This is a genomic window from Pseudomonas turukhanskensis (assembly GCF_027922365.1).
GTDB lineage: Bacteria > Pseudomonadota > Gammaproteobacteria > Pseudomonadales > Pseudomonadaceae > Aquipseudomonas > Aquipseudomonas turukhanskensis.
Genome location: NZ_BSFN01000007.1, coordinates 217,185 through 234,489 on the forward strand (window position 1 = coordinate 217,185; position 17,305 = coordinate 234,489).

General features: G+C 55.3%; 21 protein-coding genes. 13 read left to right on the forward strand and 8 right to left on the reverse strand.

The window, feature by feature from the left end; translation table 11 throughout:
• The first annotated feature begins 220 nt into the window (after nucleotides 1–220).
• The 6 genes from PKE98_RS14400 to PKE98_RS14425 all read left to right on the forward strand — a co-directional run bounded on the left by PKE98_RS14400 (nucleotide 221) and on the right by PKE98_RS14425 (nucleotide 2,628).
• Nucleotides 221–547, forward strand: a complete 327-nt coding sequence (locus PKE98_RS14400; RefSeq protein ID WP_271195988.1) for a hypothetical protein — start codon at nucleotides 221–223, stop codon at nucleotides 545–547.
• Between the two features lie 29 nt (nucleotides 548–576).
• Nucleotides 577–777: a hypothetical protein gene (locus PKE98_RS14405; RefSeq protein ID WP_271195989.1), complete on the forward strand. Its 201-nt coding sequence runs from the start codon at nucleotides 577–579 to the stop codon at nucleotides 775–777.
• Nucleotides 778–853: 76 nt separating this feature from the next.
• Nucleotides 854–1,165, forward strand: a complete 312-nt coding sequence (locus PKE98_RS14410) for a YgaP family membrane protein (protein WP_271195990.1) — start codon at nucleotides 854–856, stop codon at nucleotides 1,163–1,165.
• Nucleotides 1,166–1,288: 123 nt separating this feature from the next.
• Nucleotides 1,289–1,714 (forward strand): hypothetical protein, encoded by a 426-nt coding sequence (locus PKE98_RS14415; protein WP_271195991.1) that lies wholly within the window; start codon nucleotides 1,289–1,291, stop codon nucleotides 1,712–1,714.
• A 225-nt stretch (nucleotides 1,715–1,939) separates the two neighbouring features.
• Nucleotides 1,940–2,305, forward strand: coding sequence for a type II toxin-antitoxin system RelE/ParE family toxin (locus PKE98_RS14420; protein ID WP_271195992.1), 366 nt, complete (start codon nucleotides 1,940–1,942; stop codon nucleotides 2,303–2,305).
• Complete coding sequence (locus PKE98_RS14425; RefSeq protein ID WP_271195993.1) at nucleotides 2,296–2,628, forward strand: helix-turn-helix domain-containing transcriptional regulator; 333 nt, start codon at nucleotides 2,296–2,298, stop codon at nucleotides 2,626–2,628. The genes PKE98_RS14420 and PKE98_RS14425 overlap by 10 nt, the downstream gene beginning before the upstream one ends.
• A gap of 75 nt (nucleotides 2,629–2,703) precedes the next feature.
• Here the strand turns inward: PKE98_RS14425 and PKE98_RS14430 are convergent, their stop codons facing one another.
• Entirely contained in the window at nucleotides 2,704–3,507 is an 804-nt protein-coding gene (locus PKE98_RS14430; protein WP_271195994.1) for a TatD family hydrolase, read from the reverse strand.
• A gap of 247 nt (nucleotides 3,508–3,754) precedes the next feature.
• Here PKE98_RS14430 and PKE98_RS14435 point away from each other — a divergent pair, with 247 nt between their 5' ends.
• Together PKE98_RS14435 and PKE98_RS14440 are read left to right on the forward strand one after the other, a co-directional pair.
• A complete protein-coding gene (locus tag PKE98_RS14435) occupies nucleotides 3,755–5,173 on the forward strand; it encodes an MltF family protein (RefSeq protein WP_271195995.1) in 1,419 nt (472 codons plus the stop codon).
• A gap of 120 nt (nucleotides 5,174–5,293) precedes the next feature.
• A complete protein-coding gene (locus PKE98_RS14440) occupies nucleotides 5,294–5,728 on the forward strand; it encodes a DoxX family protein (protein WP_271195996.1) in 435 nt (144 codons plus the stop codon).
• Between the two features lie 70 nt (nucleotides 5,729–5,798).
• Here the strand turns inward: PKE98_RS14440 and PKE98_RS14445 are convergent, their stop codons facing one another.
• The 3 genes from PKE98_RS14445 to PKE98_RS14455 form a co-directional block, all read right to left on the reverse strand.
• The gene (locus PKE98_RS14445; protein ID WP_271195997.1) at nucleotides 5,799–6,293 is read right to left on the reverse strand and encodes a SprT family zinc-dependent metalloprotease; all 495 of its coding nucleotides are present in this window, start codon (nucleotides 6,291–6,293) and stop codon (nucleotides 5,799–5,801) included.
• A gap of 111 nt (nucleotides 6,294–6,404) precedes the next feature.
• Nucleotides 6,405–7,004, reverse strand: a complete 600-nt coding sequence (locus tag PKE98_RS14450; protein ID WP_271195998.1) for a Yip1 family protein — start codon at nucleotides 7,002–7,004, stop codon at nucleotides 6,405–6,407.
• Between the two features lie 167 nt (nucleotides 7,005–7,171).
• Nucleotides 7,172–7,792 (reverse strand): DNA-J related domain-containing protein, encoded by a 621-nt coding sequence (locus PKE98_RS14455; RefSeq protein WP_271195999.1) that lies wholly within the window; start codon nucleotides 7,790–7,792, stop codon nucleotides 7,172–7,174.
• 111 nt (nucleotides 7,793–7,903) lie between these two features.
• On the opposite strand from PKE98_RS14455, the gene PKE98_RS14460 reads away from it, so the two are divergent.
• Nucleotides 7,904–8,713: a DUF547 domain-containing protein gene (locus PKE98_RS14460; RefSeq protein ID WP_271196000.1), complete on the forward strand. Its 810-nt coding sequence runs from the start codon at nucleotides 7,904–7,906 to the stop codon at nucleotides 8,711–8,713.
• 32 nt (nucleotides 8,714–8,745) lie between these two features.
• Here the strand turns inward: PKE98_RS14460 and PKE98_RS14465 are convergent, their stop codons facing one another.
• From PKE98_RS14465 to PKE98_RS14480, 4 genes are all read right to left on the reverse strand, one after another.
• Entirely contained in the window at nucleotides 8,746–9,924 is a 1,179-nt protein-coding gene (locus tag PKE98_RS14465) for a hypothetical protein (protein WP_271196001.1), read from the reverse strand.
• Nucleotides 9,912–12,239 (reverse strand): CS1-pili formation C-terminal domain-containing protein, encoded by a 2,328-nt coding sequence (locus tag PKE98_RS14470; RefSeq protein WP_271196002.1) that lies wholly within the window; start codon nucleotides 12,237–12,239, stop codon nucleotides 9,912–9,914. The genes PKE98_RS14465 and PKE98_RS14470 overlap by 13 nt, the downstream gene beginning before the upstream one ends.
• Before the next feature lie 68 nt (nucleotides 12,240–12,307).
• Entirely contained in the window at nucleotides 12,308–12,865 is a 558-nt protein-coding gene (locus PKE98_RS14475; RefSeq protein WP_271196003.1) for a CS1 type fimbrial major subunit, read from the reverse strand.
• Nucleotides 12,866–12,908: 43 nt separating this feature from the next.
• On the reverse strand, nucleotides 12,909–13,712 hold the full coding sequence (locus PKE98_RS14480) for a fimbrial biogenesis chaperone (RefSeq protein ID WP_271196004.1): 804 nt from the start codon (nucleotides 13,710–13,712) through the stop codon (nucleotides 12,909–12,911).
• 465 nt (nucleotides 13,713–14,177) lie between these two features.
• Between PKE98_RS14480 and ttcA the strand changes: the two genes are divergently transcribed.
• The 4 genes from ttcA to PKE98_RS14500 all read left to right on the forward strand — a co-directional run bounded on the left by ttcA (nucleotide 14,178) and on the right by PKE98_RS14500 (nucleotide 17,181).
• On the forward strand, nucleotides 14,178–15,002 hold the full coding sequence (gene ttcA, locus PKE98_RS14485) for a tRNA 2-thiocytidine(32) synthetase TtcA (RefSeq protein WP_271196005.1): 825 nt from the start codon (nucleotides 14,178–14,180) through the stop codon (nucleotides 15,000–15,002).
• 43 nt (nucleotides 15,003–15,045) lie between these two features.
• Nucleotides 15,046–15,717: a DNA-3-methyladenine glycosylase I gene (locus tag PKE98_RS14490; RefSeq protein WP_271196006.1), complete on the forward strand. Its 672-nt coding sequence runs from the start codon at nucleotides 15,046–15,048 to the stop codon at nucleotides 15,715–15,717.
• Nucleotides 15,718–15,731: 14 nt separating this feature from the next.
• A complete protein-coding gene (locus PKE98_RS14495; RefSeq protein ID WP_271196007.1) occupies nucleotides 15,732–16,490 on the forward strand; it encodes an NAD-dependent deacylase in 759 nt (252 codons plus the stop codon).
• A gap of 67 nt (nucleotides 16,491–16,557) precedes the next feature.
• Entirely contained in the window at nucleotides 16,558–17,181 is a 624-nt protein-coding gene (locus PKE98_RS14500; RefSeq protein ID WP_271196008.1) for a C40 family peptidase, read from the forward strand.
• Nucleotides 17,182–17,305: the final 124 nt, after the last annotated feature.

The following is a 17,305-nucleotide window of genomic DNA, read 5'->3' on the forward strand; positions in this document are numbered from 1 at the left end:
GGCGAATGTTTTTAGTGACCGGGGCAGGGCGGTGGGGTTCAGGCTGTTGAGCGTGCAGTTTGCATGATGGCCTTTAGGTCGGTTCGTGCAGATTGCCATCGCCTTGAGCTTGATCTGTTTTATAAAGCATTGAAAAACATAGATAAAAATTAATTTCTGAGCTTGGCGTTCATCTTGCAATTTCTCTCCTGAGCCTCACCAAAATATTCAGGAGCACACCATGCAGCCGCTTACCGATCTCTATGTTTCCGCCTTTCCAGGTCATGATGTTTCGCTGCAACCGCGCCCGGACGGTACCTTTGTGTTGGCACTCAAACGCGCCGACAACGAAGCCATGATCAAAGTGATTGCAGGCAAGGCCGGCTACAGCCAGGCCGCTGCCAACGACGAAATTCTCAGCCTCAAGCGTGAAGTGTTGATTCGCGATAACGCTTTGAGCGGCAACAGTGCCCATTGCACGGCCCACAAACTGCCGACCTACAGCGGTCAGGAACTAAGCCTGCGCGCGATGCAGTCTCTGTTTAACCGCCGTCGTATTTCCATCTGAACCTGAACGGCCGCAATCAGGAGGCGACCATGAACGCATCGACCAAAGTGTTGGAAAGTTTTTTCAGCGACCGCCTGGCCGGTCAGGAGTTTGTCGTGTGCCTGCCAGAGCTTTACGCCCAGGTGCCTGACGAGCAGCCACCGGAGGTGCCGGACGACGTTCCGCCGGAGTTGCCGCGCGGTGAGCCAGGCGAAAATCCCGAACTGCCGCAACCGCAGGACGCGCTGTAATACAAAACGCAAACACGGAACGGACACCGCCCAAGCGGTGTCCGTTGCTTATACCTAAGCAAACAAGGAGAACGTAATGGTCGCTTTCGAAGCGTTGGCCCGTGAGCTAGAAGCTCATCCGCAAAATGTTCAAGGCTGGGAACGCGCAATCTGCATTACCAGCGGCGTGGCCATGGTAGGCACCGGTTTGCGCCACGGCGGGTTGCTTGGCACTGTCCGGGCGGCGCTGGGCAGCGTGGTGCTGCTGCGTGGGTTGACTGGCCGCTGCCCGGCTAAAAGGGTAATCGCCGAGCGCCAAGGCGAGTTGCTGGCAGTAAAAGCCAAACTTGAGGCGGCGGCTGAACAACTGGCAGCCTTGCATGCTGCTGGAACCAAGAAGAGCAAATAGACGCTATCTCCGCTGATGCTTGAACGCCGGCGCCACCTTGACAGTGGTGCCGGCGTTTTGCGTTAACCGGGCGAATGGCGCAGGCGCTGCTAGGCTAAATGCCTGGCTTTAGGAATAACTGCCATGAACACCACGCGTGTTGCTTCGTTGTTTCTGCTTTTTGCATTGGTCATTCAGTGCACAGTGCCAGTGCAGGCCGACTGGCTGGAAGTACCCGATGGCCGCCGGGTAAGCGGCCAGGACTCCATCGAAGTCATCAACCTGCTCGACGGCACCCTCAAGTTCGCGCTGTGGGCGGCCGGTCGCGACGACCTGGCCTGCCGCGTGCGCGGCGTCGCGAAAAAGCAGGGCCCCGGTGTATACCTCTATGAAGAAGCCAGCAGCCAGTGTGTGCTGCGCATCTTCGCCCAGGCCGACCGACTGGTTGCTGAGGACCAAGGCGACAACTGCCGCACTCTCTATTGCCCACAAACTGCCAGCATTGGCGTGCGCAGTTTTGTACTGGGTAAACCGATGCCGTTGACGGGCCAGATTAATGAGGGGTGGTGAGTGGTCGAACGCGGTGTGGTGCGCTTGCACCCACTCGTCTCGGTAATCTAGGCCCTCGTTTTTAGCCGTCTAATTCTTCCCTTCATGCTCCCTTTTTAACGACCTGTCCGAAATGCCGCTGCAATCCAGCCGGCAGGACGGCTCGTGCGCGCGCGGCAGGCTAGGCGTGGGCTGATAAATGGATCATCAGCGTTTCATATTGGTATCATATAGGTTACTATTGCCATGCCTAGAGTGGTTGAGTACATACGCAAGGATGATTCCAGTCCCTATAAACGGTGGTTTGATAATTTGCCCGTACAGGCGGCAACCAAGGTGGCTACCGCGCAGCTGCGGATGGAGTTGGGTAACACGTCGAACATTAAATGGTTTTCAGGAATAGGCGAGTATCGAATTGATTGGGGGCCGGGTTATCGCATTTACCTGGCCCAGGATGGCGACACGTTGATTGTGCTGTTTGGCGGCGGCACCAAGGCCACACAGCCGGCCGATATCCGCAAGGCGCAGGCGCTGTTCGCTGAATACAAAGGGCGTAAGGCCGAACTGGCAAAGGGTTCGGTTAACACTGAGGAGACGCTTTCATGGCGCTAACCCGAGATTTCAAGCAAACCATCGTGGAACGCGTTGCGCGTGAGCCCAAATTCGCCACGTCGCTGCTTGATGAAGCGGCCTCGCTGTTTCTCAATGGCGAACCGGATGTGGCTCGTCTGATTCTGCGTGATCTGGTCAACGCCACTATCGGCTTCGAGCAACTGGCGAGCGAAACCCACAAAGGCAGCAAAAGCCTGCACCGCATGCTGTCCTCCACCGGCAACCCGAACATGGACAACCTGGCAGCCATTTTCAATGCGCTGCGCAATAGCCTTGGGCTACAGATCGAGGTGCGCGCCGTTCCGGCGGGGGCTGACGCGTAGGGCGAATATCGACAACGCGGATCTCCGTCGTTTCAGTGTGAGGCTCGGCGGATACCGTCTGCGGCGGTATTCGCCCTACAGGGTCGGCAGGTTGAAAAAAGCCCGCGCGCACGCCGTTGTATGCGCCGCCAGATGCTCCGGGGTTTCCTGCCGGTGCTTGGCCACTTCATTGAGTACCTCCGGCAAATACGCAGGCTCGTTGCGACCATTTTTGGGTTTGGGCCGCAAGGTGCGCGGCAGCAGGTAGGGCGCATCGCTCTCCAGCATCAGCCGGCCGACGGGAATCTCTTTCATCAGCGGATGCAGGTGAGTGCCACGCCGTTCATCGCAGATCCAGCCGGTTATGCCGATATGCAGGTCCAGATCCAGGTAGCTGAACAGCGCGCGCTTCTCTCCGGTAAAACAATGCACTACGGCGGCGGGCAGGCGGTCGCGGTAGTCGCGCAGCATTTCCAGCAGGCGCTGATTGGCATCGCGCTCATGGAGAAACACCGGCATCTGCAAGTCCACCGCCAGCGCCAGCTGTTCTTCCAACGCTTTTTCCTGCTGCGGGCGCGGGGAGAAGTCGCGGTTGAAGTCCAGCCCGCACTCGCCGACGGCCCGCACCGTGTCTTCTTTTAATAGGGCGCGTAACTGTGCGGCAGTGGCGCTGGTCCAGCTGCTGGCATCGTGTGGGTGAACACCCGCTGTACTGAATAGCCGATTGCCGTGCTCATCCGCCTGGCGGCACAGCTCCAGCGCCTTTTCGCTGCCGGCAAGGCTGGTGCCGGTCAGCAGCAGTTGGCATACGCCGGCCTCGTACGCGCGGGCGAGTACTGCTTCATGGTTCTGGGCAAAGCTGTCGTGGGTCAGATTGACGCCGATGTCGATGAGTTGCATGGTGCTACCTCACTGCGAAGCGGTGCAGCTTATCATCTCTGGTTGCGCTTCTATAAAGTCATAAAATACAGCCGCTTATCGCTTACTGTTAAAGCGGTTGCACACTTTGGCTGGCATCCTGCAGCCAGCTGTGCAAACCTTCGCGCCCCGTTTTGCCAGGGAACTAGTCCCTCGGCCCGCCACTCCGAGGCGATCGGAATTTTACGACGACCCCGCCAGCCGCTCTGGCGCGGCGCCTGGAGAGTGAATGTCGCGAGCGTTGCTGCTTTTTCTATGCCTGGTGCTGCTGCCCTTGCCGGCGGCTGCGCGTTTGGCCGGGCCGCAAGAGGGTTGGCAGCACCCAAGTGACGTGCGCGACTTGAGCAAAATTCGCAGCAGCGGTGTGCTGCGGGTGCTGGTCAACCAGAGCCGCAACAGCTCCGGCGAGGTAAAAGGCGAGGCCATCGGGCTGGAATACCACCGCCTCAAGGCCTTCGAGCAGTACCTGAACCGTAACGCCCGTGATGGTCGACCCCTGACCGTGAAAATCATCCCCAAAGCGAAAGACCAATTGCTCAGTGCCTTGCAGCGCGGCGAGGGCGATTTGGTGGTGCCCGGCGAACTGCTTAATGCCCGCAGCGGCCAGGATGTAAGCCCCAGCATGGCCATCCGTGCCCACGTGCCGTTGGTTCTGGTGGGCAAACAGGGCAACAAGCGTTATCAACACATCGAGCAGTTGGCTGGCCGCAGTCTGGCGCTGCCGGCAGGCAGCGCGGCCGCAGAGGCCCTTGAAGAAATCAACCAGCGCCTGGCCCTGCGCAAGCTGGCGCCGATCAGCATCGAATGGGTCGACCCAACGCTGGCGGTGGAAGACGTACTGGAAATGGTCGAGGCCGGTATATTTCCGTACACCGCAGTGGAACTACCGATTGCCGAGCGCTGGATAAAGGTGATGCCCAAGCTGCGCATCGAGCGCCAATTGGTGCTGAGCGAGCAGGGCGACATCAACTGGTTTGTCCGCCCCGACGCCCCGATGCTGCGCGCAGCTATCGACCGCTTTCTCAGCGGTTACAGCAGCCCAACCGACCAGGATGTGGCCTTTCAGCGTATCTACCGACGTTTGTACAAAGTGCATTACCCGTTGGCGCGCGGCGACCGTCAGCGCCTCGAAAAAGTGCGCCCGGTGCTGCAGCGTTTTGGCGATGAACAGAACATCGACTGGCTGGCTCTGGCGGCACTCGCCTTCAAGGAGTCCACCCTCAATCCGGCCGCGCGTGGCACAGGTGGTGCCACTGGGTTGATGCAAATCACGCCCGCCGCCGCCCGCAGCGTGGGGGTGAGCGATGTAAAAGGCGTGGAAGGCAATGTGCAGGCCAGCGCCAAGTACCTAGCCCGTATTCGGCGAAATTTCTTCAATAGTGCGCAGATCAACGAGCGTGAACGCATGGCGTTCGTGCTGGCCGCGTACAACCTGGGGCCGCAACGGGTGCAGGGGTTTCGCGCCGAAGCCAAACGGCGCGGCTTGAACCCCAATCAGTGGTTCTTTCAGGTAGAAAGAATCGCCATGGAGCAGGTAGGAATGGGCGTAGTCAGCTACGTTAATGCGGTGAACAAGTACTACCTGGCCTACGACCGTGAGCGCGAGCAGTTGGTGCCCAGCGCAAAAGCCAAGCTAACTAAGAAGTGATGGGAGCTAATAGATCTAACTAATCGATATAAATAAGCGGAAAATGTCGCTAGTCCTATCGAATTGTTTATTTAGACTACGCCCACCAACACCTACCAAGCCTCCAACAAGGAACGCACCATGAACAAGCTGATCAACACCGTACTCGCTACCCGCGCCGGCTTCGGCATCACCATTTTGCGCGTTATTACCGGCCTGACTTTCGCCTCCCACGGCTCGCAAAAACTGTTCGGGCTGTTCGGCGGCTACGGCCTGGCAGGCACTGGCCAATGGATGGAAAGCATCGGCATCACCCCGGGCTACCTGATGGCTTTGCTGGCTGGCAGCGCCGAATTCTTTGGCGGCCTGGCGCTGGTGATCGGCCTGTTGGTGCGCCCGGCGGCGGCGTCGCTGATCGTGGCCATGCTCGTCGCCATCTTTGCGGTGCATATCGGTAACGGCTTCTTCATGGCCACCAACGGCTTTGAATACGCTTTGATTCTGGCCACTATCAGCGCCGCGCTACTGGTTGAAGGCGCAGGCAAATTCTCGCTGGACCGCAAGATCGCCGGCTGATCCGAGCGCACGAAAAAGCCCGCTTAGTGCGGGCTTTTTTTCGTCCAATTTTTTGTGCAGACGTGCTGGCCTACTCTTCGCGTTGCTCGCCGCTGAACACCAAGGTCGCCTTGCAACTGCGGCAGTAGTAGCGCCGCCCTTTGCGTACCAGGGTGTGGCGTTGGGCGGAGAAGGGGAAGTCGCGGTCGGGGCACGCGCAGCTGTATACGTAGCGGGTAACGCTGCGGCGCTGAATTTCATAGGTGTGGCAACGGTCGGGAGGCAGTTCGTAAACGCCCTGCATGATCAGTTGCCATTCCTCGCCATGGGGCTGGATATGCGGGCCGAACATTTCGCGGGCGATCATGTGCGCGACCTCATGGGCCACGGTCTGCTTTAAAAAATGGTCCTGGTTTTCGCGGTACAGCTGGGGGTTGAAGCGCAGCAGGTTTTCATCGAGGTGGGCCACCCCGGCTTTCTGGCCTCGCAACTTGAGGCTGACTTCGGGGCGGGTAAAGCGGCGTCTGAAAAACGCTTCGGCTTGTTGATAGCAAGCCTCGACACGAGCATTAAGCAGTTCGGGCATCGAGTTCCTCCGGATAACAGGCGCGATTATGCCCAAGCGCGCCGCCGACCACTTGCCTAAAACAACGAAACCGCCAAACGGCGGTTTCACTGTGTCGCTTATGCACTGGGGTTAACTGCGGTAAATCGGGCCCACGCCCATCTCCCAGAAAATCACCGACATGGCAATCATGGCCACCAGCACCACAAGGCCCACCGCCAGCACCGAGCTGGAGAACAGAAAACCTTCGTCCTGGTGAATGTTCATAAAGGTCGGTATGCCCACATACAGCAGGTACACCGTGTAACAGATCGCGGCCGTGCCAACGAACATGGCGAGCCACAGGTTAGGGTAGAGCGCGGCCAACCCGCCGATAAACAGCGGCGTGGCGGTGTACGCGGCAAACACAATACAGCGGCCCATGTCCGGCGTCGCATCGTAGGTGCGGGCCATCCAGTTGATAAATGCGCCCATTACCGCGACGCCGCCGAGCATGGCCAAGTAAGTCATGGCCGTCATCCACAAGGCGCTGGCTTCGGTCAGCATGACCGGCGAGCCATTGCCCACCGTCCAACCGACCTGGGTTGTTCCTATATAGGCAGACACTGCGGGAATCGCGGCCAGAATCAACACATGGGTCAGATACATGTGACTGATGCTTTCTTCTTCACCGCGGATCTCTTGCCACTCTTGGTCAGGATGCGCGAAAAGCCCCCAAACGTGATGGATCATACGAGACACCTCCTCTTGTTATAACGGTCGCCCCCCAGCGTACCGCCCGGTACGCGTGAGTAGCGCTGTCGGGTGCAGGGCCGAACCAATGCGACCGTATGTCGCAGTATAGGCAGGGGCTGGAGGCCGCGTGGAGCGTGGTTTTAGAGCAAATCAGTCTCTAAAGCTCAGCGGTAATAGCGAGCAAGAATTTCCATCGCCAAGTTGATGGATTGCAGCCGAGAAGTGCTACCGCCGCGGTCCGGATGATGTTCGCTGACCAGTTGGCGGTAACGCTGTTTGATAGTGGCGAGATTGAGCGTTAGGGCGCTTGCATCGAGTTCGAACAATTCCAGTGCCGCGCGCTTTTCGTCACCGCCTTGCATGCGTTTCCAGAAGCTGGTGAGAAGTTTCACCACATCACCTTCATTGGTGTCGCGTAAATGGCTTAAATCCAGGTAATAGGCGCGCAGGGGATCCGCTTCACTCAATTGCGCCTGCCCTGCGGAGTAGGGCTGCAGTTGAATGCACAGGGGGCTGATCGATAAATGACCACTCTGGCTATGCCAAAGGCGATCGCGCAGCACATACAGGGCGTGAAACAACAGAAAATGAGTGCGAAACAGCACCAGCTTGTCGGTGAGGCCCAGATTGGGGATATGGCTGGAGTGGCGTTTTTTCAGGTGCTGAATAAGCAGGTATTCACTGCAACCTTGCGGCGATTCAGCCAGTAATTGCAGCACTTGGGCGCTGAGATCCAGGCAATTGTCTAAATCGGCAGGGGAGGCAGGTGCGGGGTTCACTGTCATTGCGCCAGCCTAGCACAGCTATCCCAACGGCCTGTGTGGCGGAACTCGCAAGGTTCAGGCCTGTCCCACGCAGCAGACAACGGCCCCTGAGCCGTCATGGAGAATCACCCTATGCGCCGGTTGCGCACCTTTATTGTTATTGCCTCACTGCTGTTCGCAGGCTTTGCCCAAGCCGCGCCCTCCGCCGAACCCTGGGATATCTGGAACGCCAGCGACGAAAGCCGTGCGGCCCATATCGACCATAGTGCCTGGCAGGAACTGCTCAATCGCTACCTGAAAGTCAGCCCCAAAGACGGCATCGCTCGATTCGATTACGCCCATGTCGACTCGGTGCACCGCCGCTTGCTGGACGTGTATATCGACCAGCTCAGCGACCTCGATCCACGTCAATTCACCCGTGCCGAACAGTTCGCTTACTGGGTCAATCTCTATAACGCGCTGGTCACGCAACTGGTGCTGAAGAAATACCCGGTCGACTCCATCACCAGCCTGGGTGCCTGGTACCAGTTCGGCCCGTGGGACAAGAAAGTTACTGAAGTCGCGGGTCATAAGCTCACCCTCAACGATATTCAGCACCGCATTCTGCGGCCGATCTGGAGAGACCCTCGGGTGTTTTATGTGCTCAATTGCGCCAGCCTCGGTTGCCCGAATCTACCGGCGTTTACCCTGAGTGCCAAGAATACTGAACAGCAGCTGGCCGACGGCGCGCGCGCTTACATCAATGATCCGCGTGGGGTTGCCTTTGAAGACAACCAACTGGTGCTGTCGCGTATCTACGACTGGTATGCCGATGACTTTGGGGGAGAGAAGGGCGTACGCCGGCACCTGCTCGACCATGCTGAGCCCGCGCTGGCGCAAAAACTGAAGCGCTTTGACGGCAAAGTGCGCTACCGCTTTAGCTGGGACCTGAACAAGTACTAGGCCCGTTCAGGTCGCCTTGGAACGTATGGGATTTATTCGAAGTCAGAGTCAATGATGAGGGCGACGTCACCTTTGAATGTTTTGCCGAAAGTCTCTGGATGCTCCTTCAAATAGGACGGGGCAATGCCGAACATATAAACCATGTACACATCTCTATGAAACGCAAATCCTAAATCGGCGGTTAAGCGCAGAGGCTTATCAGGACGTAACGCTTCAGTGAAGGTTGCTGTATGCACTCTGTCGGCGCGTATACCGGTGCTCATTGGGATGAGCATGTTTCCATCAGAAAGAGCACAGCTTCCATCTAAAACATGCTGACAACGAATAGTGGTTGTGACTTTGGGCATGTTGGTTTTCAGCAGTGTGTCAAAGTAAGCGTAACGAATGTGTCGTTCATCGGGCCCAACGCTGATACTTTGCAATGGTGCGGAAATTAACGAGAACTCTGTATAAGCTTCCAGAGTGACCCAGCCGGATATTGTTACCCCGTCAAATAATTCGCCTGACCCGGTAACATTGCCTTCTGCGTCAAAAAAGTTATATCTGACGGTGTCCGCCCATCTGCTTGAAGTAAACTGATGTGTGCCGGAGGGGAGTTTGCCGTAAATATCATTGTCATAACGAAATTTTACTGCATTAAAACTCACTGACATTATTGTATCAGTCGGCAGATTTAGGGAATCGAAGGTAAGCGTGCACGTAGTATATCGCAGGGTGTGAGCAAGTCGGTAGACCCGCGTCACTCCGCTTTCATACGACAATGGGTTGAGTGTTCGGGAGGGAGAAGAGCCATTACAGGTGCTGGCTGTCATAGGCATGTTAGCGTAAGTCTGCAAGCGATAGTATCGCCGCGCCTGTGTGTCATAGGCATGAAAACTCATAGCAATGTTGGTGCCCTCATAATTAACCGATGCAGAGCCATAGCCTGTAGCGGCGTAAAGCGTCACAGTTACTTTGCTAGTCCCGGCAGGAACCACGAACTCGGACCGTGGGCTTACCGGCCAGCATAATGTGCTGTCAGACTCGCCACAATAAGCGTTCCAGTACGGAAATTGCGGGTCAGTGTTGTTGGCAACTGTAGCAATGATGCCTACACCGTGAGGGTTGCCAGGCCGCATAATTCTAAAGCCGCTTTCTGCTGGAACCTGGTAAGTAACGGCAAGGCATAGGGAAGATAAAGTTAGCAGCAGTAACGTAATCAGATATCGCATTGCAGTCTGCCTAAATAAATTTCGTTGGAGTTTTTATCGCGATCTACCAACAAATTGTTTATTCCTGCGCATTCCTGGCCTCGGCGGTAAAGAGCAATGGAGGGTTCGGATCGACTTACGGTGAGCGAAAAATATCCATTTTTATCTGTTACCGTTTTGCTCGCATGGTTAACGACTGCCACGCCCGCTTCGGGTTGGCCCTTTAACATAACTCGTCCGAAAACATGAATTTTGTCGGTCTCATGTTTGTAATCAACCTTGTGAACACGGTAGGGTTTGACTGCTAAGCTCGCATAGTTTGGGTCTAATGCAATATTGTCAGTTTCTGGATAAATAATTAGCGTGCCGTCGGAAGGTAAATCCAGATGATGTAATTTATTATGGGTAATGCTTTCTGACTGATTATTAATATTGAAATTCGTAGGTTGGCCGCTGGCATTGTTTTCAGCGGTATTGTTGAAAACCAGAGCGCTTGTTTTCGGTGAGCTATGTGCCTGCATACCATGGCGCGACAAAAAAGTATAACTATCTGCATTCACATAGAAGCTTCTGTCCGAGGATGTTCCCTTGAAATAACCAAAATCCGAGTTGAACTGCTCGTTGGTGTATCGGGCGCCTGAGCCATACTGGTTTAGCTTGCCGTCAGCGAACCGAACTTCTGGCCGTAGTTGGAAGCGATCGGTAATCTGCATGTCGTTCACAACATGGCTGTTCGTGGAGCCAGATTCGGACTGCACACCAACTGTAGGCCGAAACCAGTTGGAATGGGCCGCGGGTGTGTAGGTGACAGAGGCGCCAATTCTTTTATCGTCACCCAACTCACTGCTTACATAAAAAGAATAATCGAAGATGCCAACCGCTGTAGTATGCCGAGTGCGCAAACGCGAGGTGACGCGCTTGTAGGCGGTGACAATGGGTTTGCTATAGCGGGATTCAGTGTAATAGTCATTTCGGCGTCTAGGGTCGTAAACGCTTTGGGATTGGTTGTAGAAAAGGTCGATGCGGGTATCGTTGGATATACGTCGTGAAGCGCCGACGCTGTACGACGTGCTGTCACGTGAACCGAATTGTTTCGACATGCTCGTGTAGAGATCATTACCTTTTATGGAGGTTTGGTATCCCGCTGTCACACTATGGTCGGTTTGCTTGTCTTTGAAGGTGGACTCGATACTTCCTGTCAAACCCTTAAAACTGGGAAAGCGAAGGCTGGTGGTATACCAACCCATGGTCGGTAACGCACTAGCGCCAAGGGAGACTCCATGCAATGTTTGCAAGTAACGAATATATGGCTCATCACCGCTTCGCTGTGACGTTGTGTCCTTGCGCAGGCTTGCCATGCCAACGTCGACCCTAAGCATGCCGGGGGAGTTGCCGGTTCTGCTGATTGCCCGGTCATAGCTTTCTACGACTCTGCCATCCACGACCTCTTCAATTCTGACGGTGTTGCCGGAAGCCGAAGACGGGATATCCAATCGGTTGATACCCTGCATGACTTGCGTACTTCTAATCAGTTTTCCGACGTCGTCATAGATATTAACAAGGCCGTCATATTTGGCATCGATGATGATCGGTTCTGCTTGACTGTCAAATTCGCTTTTGTGCTCATTGCTGTGCTGAAGGCTGATGCCTTTGGTACTGCCTACTCCCAAGTTCACCAGGTCCGATGTCGGACCCTTTTGTACATAGCCAGAAAGTTGGAGCAATGGCGAGACGTCGTAGTTATACGAAAACGACTGTGCCGACAGCTTGCCGACGGCCATATCATAATAAATATTGGTGTAAACACTGGAGTTTTCGGTTACGCCCGCATTTGCATCGGCAGTCCAATAACCATGACGGTACGTGTAATTGTCTCCCTGGCTTTCACTGTAGACAACAGACTGGCGTGCCACGAGTGCAGGTTCGCTTTCCAGTGCTGCAAAACTTTTATTGGCTAGTTCATACAGAACCTTAAAACGGCCGGAGTCATAGTCGTAACTGAAATTAAAAAATTTGTAGCGTTCGCACATAGGCAGCGGCGAAGTGTCGCAGGAATAGCGCAGATTTCGAGCCGGGCGCAATGATTTGAGGGCTGTACTCAGGTCGTTGATGGTCCTGGTTTCTGTGTTAAATATAATTCGGTAGTTTTTTGTGATGTCCAACCAGGCTTCGGAAGGCGCTTCATTTATGCTGAGGGCGATTGGAAGGTATCTGGGGTCGGTGTCAAAATTACTATTTTTCTTAAATGCTACTTGTACATGCTCGTGGTTCGCTGAACGTACAGCTTCTGCACACACGAACAATGCGAACGCCAGTGTTGACTTAGCTATTTTCATGAGCTGTTACTAGCAAATACAAGTGGAGCGATTGCCCTCACTTAGGAGGGCAATCAGTGTTTTGGGTATCAGATATTAGACTCGAAAATCATATCCACGCTGGCGGTATAGTTACCTGGCGCCGGAGTTGGATTCGGGCCAGGGATCACAACGCCATTCGCATCTTTCATATTGGTGGTGCTTGGTTCAAGAACAAGTTGGTAGGTCGTGAAGTCACCGGTAGCGTTCTTGGCTTTTTCATATACCGTAGCTGGGATCATGGTCACGTTCGATACGCTGGTACCTTTGGTGGGCTCGGATGCTTCAATGGACACGTTAATTGGAATTTCCTTCCTGCCTTCGGTCAATACAGCATTCGATGTCAAGACGACAGTTACATCGTTAGAAGATTTAATTTTGAAACCGGTTTTGCTCGGGCTGTTGAAGTCGTTGGTTTGATCGTTCCAGCTTACTGCGATGGGAGTCACTGGCCAGGTGCCGGAAATAGCATCAACCTGGAAGGCGCCAGCCGGGTCCGTAATGGTAGCTGTAACGCTGACACTACGGTCGATAGTGGCTGCCATGGCTGCCGCCGAGAAGAGTGTTGCACCGATAGCACAGGTAGCCAGTTTGTAGAACTTTTTCATCATGTTTCCTTAGTCAAGGTATTTGCCGGTTGTGTATCAGGAGTCACTGAATAGTTATGCTGTACTCCTGGTTATCTTGAGCGACGAATTTCGCCTTCTCAAAATTCTCATTCCCCGTTAGGGAGTTGCCGGTTAAGGCTGCATTAGTGAACGATACGGTAGTGCCCTTGTTGCCCCTCAGTGCCAAGTTTCCGAGTGAGAGACTTTTGGCGCCGAAATAAACGCGTAATTGTTTGATATCCAAGGAGGTGGCAGACGTGTTTAAAAGGTTAAAGTCAATTCCGTCGGCGGTTCGCTTTCGTCTGATCTCGAGACTTTTAGGGCTCGCTGTTTTTTTGTCCTGAACAATCAACACGGATCCGCTGCCAATGTACAGCCGCACGGCGCCACTTATATTTTGAGTGTCTTCTAACTGTTGCTTATCTTCTGTTGAGAGGGCTGCAAGCAGTGCCGGGTTGTCTTTCAACGCTGCATCGGCAGATTTCGGAATAATTCGGACTCGGTAATACTCTTCAGTATTTATAGTTTTCGAGCTGGCGGCGCGAACCAGTCTTATCTTCTTGGTTTGTTTTGCCGGTATGGCGACGGACTCGGGAAGTATGTCGTAGTTATGTACTTTTTTCTCGAGGTCGTACTCCACCTTGTCTGAGCTTCCAATGCGGCCCTCATAGACTTCAATGTCAGCAAATATCAATTTATTGCTGTCGTTTTTGGCCGTTATTTCTATTTCGCGGTCGTTGAAATCCTGGAAGTAAAAATTTTTGTCCAGGCTGACGCCAAAGCTGTTGGCGTGGGCTATTGGTAGGAAGACAAACATCAACATTAAAAATCTGTAAGCAAAGTGCATGGGTGTCTCCGGGCCTACTTTGGATAATTTTTTGCAAATTGGGTGGCCATGGGGCTTCAGTTGTTTCGGCTTGGTGAGATGAATTAAGTGAGCGCAATATATAGAACTGCTTTTTGCTTGGGTGTAGTTTCGCTCTCTCGTGGATGTAGGCTGATTCGCACGAAATCATCACTCCGTTAGATATAAGTTCTATCAATCGATTGCCAGGCGGCAATTTCGAAAACATGCCCATTACTACGCTTTCGATTGTTGGGTGTTGAGACGGTAAGTTTTTGGTCGCTGTGCTGGCAGCACATATAGGTGCAAGAGACTTGCGCCCGTTATTGGCTGTAGCCGCCGGCATCTGACGCCTGCCAGTGCCATTGTCTGGATCCTCGGGCCCTGATGGGCTGGGGTTCGATTTTTAGGATTTGTGGGTAAAATGCGCGGCTGACCACCTTCTAGTACTCGCGGACCTTTCGAATCATGGGCACCCTTTCGGTTAATCAAAGCAAACTGCAGAAACGCCTGCGCCGTCAGGCCGGCGAGGCTGTTACCGACTTCAACATGATCGAAGACGGCGACAAGGTGATGGTCTGCCTGTCGGGCGGCAAAGACAGCTACACGATGCTTGATGTGCTGCTGCACCTGCAGAAGGTGGCGCCGATCCAGTTCGAGATCGTGGCCGTGAACATGGACCAGAAGCAGCCGGGCTTCCCCGAACATGTGCTGCCGCAGTACCTGCAAAGCATTGGCGTGCCTTACCACATCGTGGAAAAAGACACTTATTCGGTGGTGATGGACAAGGTGCCGGAAGGCAAAACCACCTGCTCGCTGTGTTCGCGACTGCGTCGCGGCACGCTGTATACCTTCGCCGACGAAATCGGTGCGACCAAGATGGCGCTCGGGCATCACCGTGACGACATTCTTGAAACCTTCTTCCTCAATATGTTCTACGGCGGCACGCTCAAGGCCATGCCACCCAAGCTGCGCGCCGACGACGGCCGCAACGTGGTGATCCGTCCGCTGGCCTACTGCAGCGAGAAAGACATCGAGGCGTACTCCGAGCTGCAAGGCTTCCCGATCATTCCGTGCAACCTCTGCGGCTCGCAGGAAAACCTGCAGCGCAAGGTGGTCAAGGAAATGCTGCTGGAGTGGGAGCGCAAAACCCCCGGCCGTACCGAGATCATGTTCCGCGCCCTGCAGAACGTGATGCCCTCGCAACTGGCCGACCGCAAGCTGTTCGACTTCGAGAACCTGCGTATCGATGAAAGCGCGCCATCGCGTTTTCTGGATGTGATGAATCTGTGATCCACCAAGCGGCACTTCGCCTCTCTATATAGAAGGACGCTGAATGCGCGACTACAAATGGCTGAATGAGTACTGCCTGAATCGATTCGGCTCCCAAGCCAAACTTGACGCGCAACTTCCAGTAGTCAAAACCCCGGCGCAATTGCGCAAAATCAGCGACGACCGTTATTTGTCGTTGATTGCCTTGCGGGTTTTCCGCGCCGGCCTCAAGCACAGCCTGGTAGACGCCAAATGGCCGGCGTTCGAGCAGGTGTTCTTCGGTTTCGACCCGGAAAAGGTCGTGCTGATGGGCGCCGATCACCTTGAACGGCTGATGCAGGACGCGCGCATTATTCGCCACCTGGGCAAGCTCAAGAGCGTGCCGCGTAACGCGCAGTTCGTATTGGATGTGGCGAAGGAGAAGGGCAGCTTCGGTGCGTTGATTGCCGACTGGCCGGTGACCGATATCGTCGGCTTATGGAAATACCTCGCCAAACACGGCAGCCAGCTGGGCGGGCTGTCGGCCATGCGGTTTTTGCGCATGGTGGGCAAGGACACGTTTATCCCGGCCGAGGATGTCGTTGCCGCGCTAAAAGCCCAGGGCATCATCGATAAACAGCCCACCAGCCTCAAAGAGCTGGCGGCGGTGCAAGCCGCGTTCAACACCTGGCATGAGCAGAGTGGCCGGTCCATGGCGCAGCTGTCATGGATGCTGGCGCACACCGTCAATCATTGAGCGAGGGGCGCGGTATGGACGCACGCTTGATTCAGGCCCTGCAGAACGCCAAACGCATGCTGTTTATCACTGGCGCCGGGTTGTCAGCCGATTCCGGTTTGCCTACCTATCGCGGCCTGGGTGGACTGTACAACGGCGAAACGGCCGAAGGCATCCCCATCGAGGCGGCGCTTTCCGGGCCCATGCTGCAGCGCGACCCGGCGCTGTGCTGGAAATACCTGGCCGAACTGGGTCGCGCCTGTCTGAATGCCAAACCCAACGCCGGCCACTACGCCATCGCTGAAATGCAGCGGCGCAAACCTGATTGCTGGGTATTGACGCAGAACATCGACGGTTATCACCGTCAGGCGGGGAGCGATCCGCAGCGTTTGATCGAGATACATGGCGAGCTGGCGCCGCTGTATTGCCAATCCTGTGGGGCGGTGAGTGACGAGCTGGCGGGCCACTTGGACCGCCCATTGCCACCGCAGTGCGAACAATGTGCGGGCATTCTCCGACCGCCGGTCGTTTTGTTTGAGGAAATGCTCCCGGAGAAAGCCATCGAAACGCTCTACCACGAGCTTCGCAAGGGGTTTGACCTGGTGATTGCGGTCGGCACCACCGCCAGCTTTCCGTACATCGCCGAACCCGTGCTGCGCACCCGCCAGGCAGGGGGCTTTACCGTGGAAATCAACCCGCAGGACGGGGCTTTGAGCCCCTATGTGGACGTGCACATCCGGGGAAAGGCGTTAGATGTGCTGCCGATACTACTGAGTCACACTCTGGCCAATTAAATTTGCATATAACCGTTATGGAAGGCATATTCGCGCCTTCATTCATTTTTCACCCACGGTCGTGCCCATGCTAAAACGCTCTGCACCCCTCGTGCCCCTCGCACTCTCAGTGTTCCTTGTGGCATGCGCCGGCACTCAGCCGGCCCCGCAAGTGGCTGAAATGCCTCAGCAAAACGTCAGCCAACAGATGGTTGAAGACGACGACGGCCTCGACCCGTTGCCGGATTTTGCTCAAGACCAACCCTACGAACTCCCGTCTTTCGCTGACAGCATCCTGGCCCACGGCCTGTCGCTGGTGGGCACCCGCTACCGCTTCGGTGGTACCTCGGCCAACACCGGCTTCGACTGCAGCGGCTTTATCGGCTACCTGTTCAAGGAAGAGGCGGGCATGAGCCTGCCGCGCTCCACCCGCGAAATGATCAACCTCGATGCGCCGCTGGTAGCCCGTGATGACCTGCAGCCGGGCGACCTGTTGTTCTTCAGCACCCGTGGTCGTGGCCGCGTGAGCCACGCCGGCATCTACCTGGGCGATGACCAGTTCATTCACTCCAGCAGCAGCAAGAGCGGCGGTGTACGGGTAGACAGCCTGGACGACAAATACTGGAGCCGTACCTTTATCGAAGCCAAACGTGCCCTGGCACTGGCCTCGGTGAACACAGCCCAAGTCACCCGTAACCCGCTGCACCCGTAAGCGCGCAGGCTGAATAACAAAACCCCCGATTTTCGGGGGTTTTGTGTTTTCAATGTGCACCACCTTCTGTAGGAGCGGCTTCAGCCGCGATGCTCTAGAACCCGCCATCTGCAGGAATCGCGGC